We start from the raw sequence: 8,908 nt of genomic DNA, 5'->3' as shown, positions 1-8,908 counted from the left end.
GAGCGATACCTTGCCAAGGTATAGGTCGAGAGTTCGAGACTCTTCTCCCGCTCCAAATCAAGAAAAAGTTTGAAATCGCCTCGACTTTTTCGGTTGGTTGTACGAGGCGAGCAGTAGCAGGTTTTGCGGGAGTAGCTCAGTTGGTAGAGCGATACCTTGCCAAGGTATAGGTCGAGAGTTCGAGACTCTTCTCCCGCTCCAAGTTGAAAAGGGACGCCGTCTGGCGTCCCTTTTTTGTTTTTGCGCGCCTTGTAGCCAATTGCGCCAACAATTGGCCGATTTATCCCATTGAATCCCGTGGCAACCCTGGCTGCGGCTATAATGCGCCCTTTCGCTTTCCTCATCCTGCCCGGGTGGTGAAATTGGTATACACAGCGGACTTAAAATCCGCCGCCGCAAGGCTTACGGGTTCAAGTCCCGTCCCGGGCACCACGTGCGCACACCGCCGGCCGTGATCATCTACGACCTTTCCTGCGAACAGCAGCACCGCTTCGAAGGCTGGTTCCGCTCCGCCGAGGATTTTTCCCGGCAACGGGACGGGCGCCTGCTCGCTTGCCCGGTGTGCGGTTCCGAGCGAATCGAGAAGATTCCTTCCGGCGGCCACATCATGCATCGCACCGGCTCCACGGCAAGTACTTCCGATGGGGCGCCGGATGCTACGGCCGGGGCAACCCCGGCAACGACCGTCCCGCCGAAAAAAATCTCCCCCGAGCAGCTGCTGCGTCAGGTGGTGCGGGCATTGGTCCAGACGTCCGAGGACGTGGGCCAGGATTTCGCCAGCGAGGCGCGCAAGATTCACCTGGGCGATGCTCCTGCCCGGGCGATCCGGGGCCAGGCCAGTGACGAGGAATACGAGGCCCTGGAGGACGAGGGCATCGACGTGCTGCGCTTGCCCACCCTGGACGACGAACCGACCCACTGAAGAAATCCCGGGGACTGCCTTTTATCACGGTAGCAAGGGGCGAAAGGGGGGGCACACGGCTCCCCGCCACGTCGAAGAAAATCCAGCGGTGCTTCTACCCGGCCAATTCAGGTCCTAAATTGGCAGCCTTCACTGCCCCGCTAGGGCAACGCCCTGCCTCAGGGACGCCCGGCCGAAGCCTGGCTGACCGGCGCACCGTCGGCGGCCGCCGAATCCCCTTCCCAATGCCCCCCCAGGGCCGAGACCAGCAGGATGCTGGCGGACAGGCGCCGGCCGAGGATCTGGTAAGCGCTGCGGGCCGCCGACAGGGCGCTGGCCTGGGCGACCACCACGTTTAGATAGGTGGCGGTGCCGGCCTTGTACTGGTTGATGGCCAGCTGCTCGGCTTTTCGGGCGGCGGCCAGGGCCTTGTCCTGGACCTGGGCTTCGTTCTCCAGGGTGCGCAGGGCGGCCAGGTTGTCTTCCACTTCCACCAGGGCACCCAGCACCGTCTGCCGGTACTGGGCCACGGTGGCGTCGTAGGCGGCGATGGCCTGGTCGGTCTGGGCGCGGCGCAGGCCGCCGTCGAAGATCGTCTGGGCCAGGGCGGCTCCCAGGGACCAGACCCGGCTCGGGGCGTCGAACCACTGGGCCAGGGTCTGGCTCTGGTAGCCGCCGGAGCCGGTCAGGGTCAGGGCTGGGAAGTAGGCGGCCTTGGCCACGCCGATGCGGGCGTTGGCGGCGGCTGCCTGGTATTCGGCGGCGGCCACGTCGGGCCGGCGCTCCAGCAGGGTGGAGGGCACGCCGGGCGGCACCACCGGCACGTCAGGCCGCCAGTCGGCGCTGGCACTGGCACTAGTGGCTAGGGGCAGGGCGAAATCGGCGGGCGCCTTGCCCAGCAGCTGGGCGATGGCGTGCTCCAGCTGGCGGCGCTGCAATTCCAGGTCGAGGCGCTGGGCCACGGTGGATTGATACTGGCTTTCCGCCTGGGCCACGTCGGCCTGGGTGTTGATGCCGGAGGCGAACTGGTTGCGGGTGATGTCCAGGGAGCGCTTGTAGGCGGCCAGGGTCTGGTCGTAGAGGGCCAGTTCGGCATCGATCACGCGCAGCTGGAAATAATCCTGGGCCAGGGTGGCCTGGGCCGACAGGCGGGCCGAGGCCAGGGTAGCCTGAGCCGACAGGGTGCCCGCTTCGCCGGCCTCGACGCTACGGCGCACGCTGCCCCACAGGTCAGGTTCCCAGGCGGCGCTGAGGGACAGGGTGCGCAGAGTGCTCACCTGGGTTGCGCCGGTGCTGCGGCTCCGGGTAACGCCGGCGTTGGCGCCCAGAGTGGGGAAGAAGGCGGCCCGGGCCGCCGCCGCCGTGGCCTGGGCCTGGCGGTACTGGGCCTCGTACTGGCGCAGGGTCTGGTTGTTCAGGTCGATCTGGTCGATCAGCTGGTTGAGCACCGGATCGCCGTAGATTTCCCACCAGCGGTCGGACTGGGACGGGCTGGCCGGCTTGGCCGGCGTCCAGCCCGGGTCGGCGGTCGCCTCGCGGTAGGCGGTGGCGGCGGCGGTGCTGGGGCGGCTGTAGTCGGGCCCCACGGCGCAGCCGGCGAGCAGCAGAGCGACCAGGACCGGCAGCGGGCGAAGGGAAAGCGGGACGGTACGGAAGGTCATGGCGGTTCGATCAAACGGCGTCATGGAAGCAAAAGGGCGCTCAGGACTGGACAGCGGGATTGGCCTCGGCTGGCTTGCGGCCGAACAGGCGGCGCAGCCGGCCCCGGCTCCACTGGCCGAAGCGATCCAGGTACAGGTACACCACCGGGGTGGTGTAGAGGGTGAGCAACTGGCTGACGATCAATCCGCCGACGATGGCGATGCCCAGGGGCTGGCGCAGCTCGGCCCCGTCGCCGTGGCCCAGGGCCAGGGGCACGGCGCCGAGGATGGCGGCCAGGGTGGTCATCATGATCGGGCGGAAGCGCAGCAGGCAGGCGCGGAAGATCGCTTCGCGCGGGGCCAGGTTGTGGCGGCGCTGGGTGTCGAGGGCCACGTCGATCATCATGATCGCGTTCTTCTTGACGATGCCGATCAGCAGCAGCACACCGATCAGGGCGATCACGCCGAACTCGGTCTTGAAGGCCATCAGCGCCAGCAGCGCGCCGACCCCGGCGGAGGGCAGGGTGGAGAGGATGGTCAGCGGGTGGACGAAGCTCTCGTAGAGCATGCCCAGTACGATGTACATGGTGACCAGGGCGGCCAGGATGAGCAGCAACTGGCTCGACTGGCTGGACTGGAACTGCTTGGCGTTGCCCTCGAAGCCGGCCTGGATCGAGGTCGGCACGCCGATCTTGTCCAAGGCCCGCTTGACCGCGTCGGAAGCCTGGGACAGTGACACCCCCTCGGCCAGGTTGAAGGATACGGTGGATGAGACGAACTGGCCGTCGTGGGCCACCCCCAGGGGGGTAAAGGTGGGTTCCCAGCGCGCCACGGCGGCCAGGGGCACCTGGGCGCCGTTGGGGCCGATCAGCACCACGTCGCTCAGGCTTTCGGGCTGCTGCCAGAACTGGGGCGCCGCCTCCATCACCACCTTGTATTGGTTCAGGTCGTTGTAGATGGTGGAGACCTGGCGCTGGCTGTAGGCATTGCCCAGGGCCGCCACCAGCTGGCTCATGTTCAGCCCGGTGCGGGCCAGGGCGTCCCGGTCGATGTTGAGGGTGGTGGACAGGCCCTTGTCCTGAAGGTCGGTGCTCACGTCCTCCAGTTCCTTCAGCTCGGACAGGGCGGCCCGGATCGGCGGCTCCCACTTGCGCAGTTCGGGCAGTTCGTCGGACTTGATGGTGAAGTCGAAGGAGCCGCTGCTCTGCCGGCCGCCGATGCGGATGTCCTGGGCCGCCACCAGGAACAGGTTGGCCCCGGGCTCCCGGGATAGCTTGCCGCGCAGCCGGTTGATCACCTGGTCGGCGGAAACGCCCCGCTCGCGCACCGGCTTGAGGCTGATGAACATGGAGCCGGAGTTGACCCGGCTGCCGCCGGTGAAGCCCACCACCGTATCCACCGCCGGGTCGGCCTTCACGATGTCGATGAAGTCCGACAGTTTCTGCCGCATGGCCTGGAACGAAATGCTCTGGTCGGCCTGGATGAAGCCCATGATCCGTCCCGTGTCCTGCTGGGGAAAGAGACCCTTGGGTACGATGATGTAGAGATAGACGTTGAGGGCCACCGTGGCCGCCAGGATCAGGATGGTCACCAGACTATGGTCCAGGGCCCAGCCCAGGGTGCGCCGGTAGCCGGCCTGGAGGGCGATGAAGGGCTGCCAGGCCAGGGGATTGAGGCGGGCGAGCAAGGCGCGGCGGCGCGACGGCGGCTCGGTTTCGGCGTGGTCCTGCGGGGCGGGGGAGGGGGCCTCTTCCCGGCGCTTGAGCAGCCGGGCACACATCATCGGCGTGGTGGTCAGTGACACCACCAGGGAAATCAGGATCGCCACCGACAAGGTTACGGCGAATTCCCGGAACAGCCGGCCGACGATGTCGCCCATGAGCAGGATGGGAATGAACACGGCGATCAGGGAAAGGCTCATCGACAGCACGGTGAAGCCCACCTCCTTGGCGCCGCGCAGGGCGGCGCGCATCGGAGTCATGCCGTCCTCGATGTGGCGGGCGATGTTCTCCAGCACCACGATGGCGTCGTCCACCACGAAGCCGGTGGCGATGGTCAGGGCCATCAGCGACAGGTTGTTCAGCGAAAAACCGGCCAGGTACATGGCGGCGAAGGTGCCGATCAGGGATACCGGCACCGCCACCGAGGGGATCAGGGCCGCCCGGGCGTTGCGCAGGAAGAGGAAGACCACCAGGATCACCAGCGCCACGGCGATGGCCAGGGTGGTTTCCACCTCGCGCAGGGAGGCGCGGATGGTCAGGGACCGGTCCATGCCGGCGGCCAGGTCGATGGCCGGGGAAATGGCCGAGCGCAGACGTGGCAGCTCGGCCCGGATGCGATCGATGGTCTCGATGATGTTGGCGCCGGGCTGGCGGTTGATGATCAGGAGCACCGAGGGCTTGCCGTTGGCCGAGCCGGCGTTGCGCAGGTCCTGCACGCTATCGACCACGGTGGCGATGTCGGACAGGCGCACCGGGCCGCCGTTCACGTAGCTGACGATCAGCGGCATGTAGTCCTTGGCCGTCTTCGCCTGGTCGTTGGCGCCGACCAGCCACTGGCGCTCCTCGTCCTCCACCATGCCCTTGGGGCGGTTGGCGTTGGCGTTGGCCAGGGCGGTGCGGACCGTGTCCAGGTTGATGCCGTACTGGTTCACCGCCCGGGGATTGAGCTCCACCCGCACCGCCGGCAGGGAGCTGCCGCCGACGCTGACCTGGCCCACGCCGTCGAGCTGGGACAGCTTCTGGGCGATGACGGTGGAGGCCACGTCGTACATCTGGCCCTGGGACAGGGTGTCCGAGGTCAGGGTCAGGATCATGATCGGCGCGTCGGCCGGGTTCACCTTGCGGTAGGTGGGGTTCGAGGGCAGGCCCGACGGCAGCAGGGTGCGGGCGGCGTTGATGGCCGCCTGCACGTCCCGGGCGGCGCCGTTGATGTCCCGGTCCAGGTCGAACTGGAGGGTCACCCGGGTGGAGCCCAGGGAGCTGCTGGAGGTCATCTCGGTGACCCCGGCGATCCGCCCCAGGGCCCGTTCCAGGGGCGTGGCCACGGTGGAAGCCATGGTCTCGGGCGAGGCCCCGGGCAGGGAGGCGGTCACCGAGATGGTCGGGTAATCCACCTGGGGCAGGGGCGACACCGGCAGCAGGCGGAAGGCCACAATGCCCGCCAGGGCGATCGCCAGGGTGAGCAGGGTGGTAGCCACCGGCCGGTAGATGAACAGGGCGGACAGGCGCATGGACGTGCCTTAGCGGTCGGCGCCGCTGGAACCACTGGATTCGCCGGCGCGGAGCCGGGCCGACTCCAGGCGGCGGGCCAGCCGGTCGAAGGCCAGGTAGATCACCGGGGTGGTGAACAGGGTCAGCACCTGGCTCACCAGCAGGCCGCCCACCATGGTGATGCCGAGGGGGTGGCGCAGTTCCGAACCGACGCCGGTGCCGAGCATCAGGGGCAGGGCGCCGAGCAGAGCGGCCATGGTGGTCATCAGGATCGGCCGGAAGCGCAGCAGGCAGGCCTGGTAGATGGCTTCCCGGGGAGGCTTGCCCTCGACCCGCTCCGCCTCCAGGGCGAAGTCGATCATCATGATGGCGTTCTTCTTGACGATGCCGATCAGGAGGATGATGCCGATCACCGCGATCACCGTCAGCTCGGTGCCCGAGACCATCAGGCCGAGCAGGGCGCCGATGCCGGCGGAGGGCAGGGTGGAGAGGATGGTCACCGGGTGGATGTAGCTCTCGTAGAGCACCCCCAGCACGATATACATGGTGACGACGGCCGCCAGGATCAGCCACAGCTGGTTCGACAAGGCCGACTGGAAGGCCAGGGTCGCGCCCTGGAAGCTGGTCTGCACCGCGGCCGGCAGGCCCACGTCCTGTTCCGCCTGGCGGATCAGATCCACCGCCTCGCCCAGGGACGCGCCCTTGGCCAGGTTGAAGGAGACGGTGGCGGCGGGGAACTGGCCTTGGCGGTTGATCACCAGGGACACGGGCCGCTCCTCGATGCGCGCCACTGCCGCCAGGGGCACCAGGCCACCGGCGGTGGACGGCACCCGCAGGTCGGTCAGGGAAGTGGGGCCGGTGCGGAATTCAGGCTTCACCTCGAGCACCACCCGGTACTGGTTGGATTGGGTGAACACGGTGGACACCAGGCGTTGGCCGTAGGCGTCGTACAGGGCGCTGTCGATGGCCGCGGTGGTCACCCCCAGGCGGCCGGCGGTGTCCCGGTCGATGTTCACGAACACCTGGCGGCCTTTGTCCTGCAAATCGCTGGTCACGTCGGCCAACTGCGGGATGGCGGACAGCCGCTCCAGCACCTTGGGCACCCATTCCGACAGTTGTTCGAGGGTGAAGGCCTGGAGGGTGAACTGGTACTGGGTGCGGCTGACCCGGTCCTCGATGGTCAGATCCTGCACCGGCTGCATGTACAGGGTGATGCCCGGCACCCCAGCGAGCCGCTGCTGCAACCGGCGGATGATGTCGCTGGCCGATTCGCTGCGCTGGTCGTGGGGCTTGAGGTTGATCAGCAGCCGGCCGCTGTTCAGGGTGGCGTTGGTGCCGTCCACGCCGATGAACGAGGAGAGGCTGTCCACCGCCGGATCTTCCAGGATCGCCTCGGCCAGGGCCTGCTGGCGCTCGGCCATGGCCGGGAAGGAAATGGCCTGGGTGGCTTCGGTGATGCCCTGGATCACCCCGGTGTCCTGCACCGGGAAGAAGCCCTTGGGCACCACCACGTAGAGCAGCACGGTGAGAGCCACGGTGGCGCCGGCGACCCACAGGGTGGCCCGCTGCCGGTCGAGCACCCAGGCGAGCATGCGCCCGTAGCCGGCGATGACGGTATCGAAGAAGGCGCCCATGCGCTTGTAGAAGCGGCCCTGGCGTTCCTCGGGCACGTGGCGCAGCAGCTTGGAGCACATCATCGGCGTCAGGGTCAGGGACACCACCGCCGAAATCAGGATCGACACCGCCAGGGTCACGGCGAATTCCCGGAACAGCCGCCCGATCACGTCGCCCATGAAGAGCAGGGGGATCAGCACGGCGATCAGGGAGAAGGTCAGGGAGATGATGGTGAAGCCGATCTGGCGCGAGCCCTTGAGGGCCGCCGCCAGGGGCGTTTCGCCCTCCTCGATGTAGCGGGCGATGTTCTCGATCATCACGATGGCGTCGTCCACCACGAAGCCGGTGGCGATGGTCAGGGCCATCAGGGTCAGGTTGTTGATCGAGAACCCGGCCAGGTACATCACGCCGAAGGTGCCCACCAGGGACAGGGGCACCGCCACGCTGGGGATCACCGTGGCCGGCAGGTTGCGCAGGAACATGAAGATCACCATCACCACCAGCGCGATGGCGAACAGCAGCTCCATCTGCACGTCGTGCACCGAGGCGCGGATGGTGGTGGTGCGGTCGGTCAGCACCCGCAGCTCCAGGGCGCCGGGCAGATTCTCCTCCAGCTGGGGCAGCAGCGCCTTGATGCGGTCCACCACCTCGATCACGTTGGCGCCGGGCTGGCGCTGGATGTTGATGATCAGCGCCGGCTTGCGGTTGGCCCAGGCGGCCAGGCGGGTGTTCTCCACCCCCTCGATCACGTCGGCCACGTCGCGCATGCGCACCGGGGCGCCGTTGGCGTAGGTGACCACCATGCGCCGGTAGTCCTCGGCCGACTTCAACTGGTCGTTGGCGTCGATGGTCGAGGCCCGACTCGGGCCGTCGAAGTTGCCCTTGGCCTGGTTCACGTTGGCGGCAGCGATGGCGTTGCGCACGTCGTCCAGGGACAGGCCGTAGGCCGCCAGGGCCGCCGGGTTGGCCTGCACCCGCACCGCCGGGCGCTGGCCGCCGGACAGGGAGACTAGGCCGACGCCGGGCAGCTGGGCGATCTTCTGGGCCACCCGGGTATCCACCAGGTCCTGCACCCGGTTCAGCGCCAGGGTTTCCGAAGTCACCGCCAGAGTCAGGATCGGCGCATCCGCCGGGTTGACCTTGTTGTAGATGGGCGGCATCGGCAAGTCGCTGGGCAACAGGTTGCCGGCGGCGTTGATGGCCGCCTGGACCTGCTGCTCGGCCACGTCCAGGGTCAGGTCCAGGGTGAAGCGCAGAGTGATCACCGAGGCCCCGCCGGAGTTGATCGAGGTCATTTCGTCCAGGCCCGGCATCTGGCCGAACTGACGTTCCAGGGGGGCGGTGATGGACGAGGTGATGACGTCCGGGCTGGCCCCCGGATAGAGGGTCACCACCTGGATGGTGGGGTAATCCACCTCGGGCAGGGCCGACACCGGCAGGAAGCGGAAGGCCACCAGGCCGGAGAGCAGGATGGCCACCATCAGCAGGGTGGTGGCCACCGGCCGGAGGATGAACAGGCGCGACGGATTCATGATCGGGCG

Annotated in this window: 4 protein-coding genes and 2 tRNA genes; 3 read left to right on the top strand and 3 right to left on the bottom strand. The window is 67.7% G+C overall.

The annotated features are described in order from the left end of the window. The first annotated feature begins 125 nt into the window (after positions 1–125). The 3 genes from V7Z98_RS00580 (at position 126) to V7Z98_RS00570 (ending at position 922) form a co-directional block, all read left to right on the top strand. Positions 126–201 (top strand) — tRNA-Gly (locus V7Z98_RS00580). Positions 202–347: 146 nt separating this feature from the next. Further along, positions 348–432: transfer RNA gene (locus V7Z98_RS00575), tRNA-Leu, on the top strand. Position 433: 1 nt separating this feature from the next. Continuing rightward, entirely contained in the window at positions 434–922 is a 489-nt protein-coding gene (locus V7Z98_RS00570) for a DUF1178 family protein (protein WP_334156583.1), read from the top strand. A gap of 158 nt (positions 923–1,080) precedes the next feature. On the opposite strand, the gene V7Z98_RS00565 is transcribed toward V7Z98_RS00570, so the two are convergent. The 3 genes from V7Z98_RS00565 to V7Z98_RS00555 are packed head-to-tail and all read right to left on the bottom strand — an operon-like array spanning position 1,081 to position 8,899. After that, positions 1,081–2,562, bottom strand: a complete 1,482-nt coding sequence (locus V7Z98_RS00565; RefSeq protein ID WP_334156582.1) for an efflux transporter outer membrane subunit — start codon at positions 2,560–2,562, stop codon at positions 1,081–1,083. Between the two features lie 40 nt (positions 2,563–2,602). Continuing rightward, positions 2,603–5,773, bottom strand: a complete 3,171-nt coding sequence (locus tag V7Z98_RS00560; RefSeq protein WP_334156581.1) for a multidrug efflux RND transporter permease subunit — start codon at positions 5,771–5,773, stop codon at positions 2,603–2,605. 9 nt (positions 5,774–5,782) lie between these two features. After that, a complete protein-coding gene (locus tag V7Z98_RS00555) occupies positions 5,783–8,899 on the bottom strand; it encodes an MdtB/MuxB family multidrug efflux RND transporter permease subunit (protein WP_293262943.1) in 3,117 nt (1,038 codons plus the stop codon). Positions 8,900–8,908 lie beyond the last annotated feature (9 nt).

It is taken from the genome of Oryzomicrobium sp. (genome assembly GCF_036820405.1).
Lineage (GTDB): Bacteria > Pseudomonadota > Gammaproteobacteria > Burkholderiales > Rhodocyclaceae > Oryzomicrobium.
The sequence above is the reverse complement of the archived record's forward strand: the minus strand, read 5'-3'. Positions and strand labels throughout refer to the sequence as shown.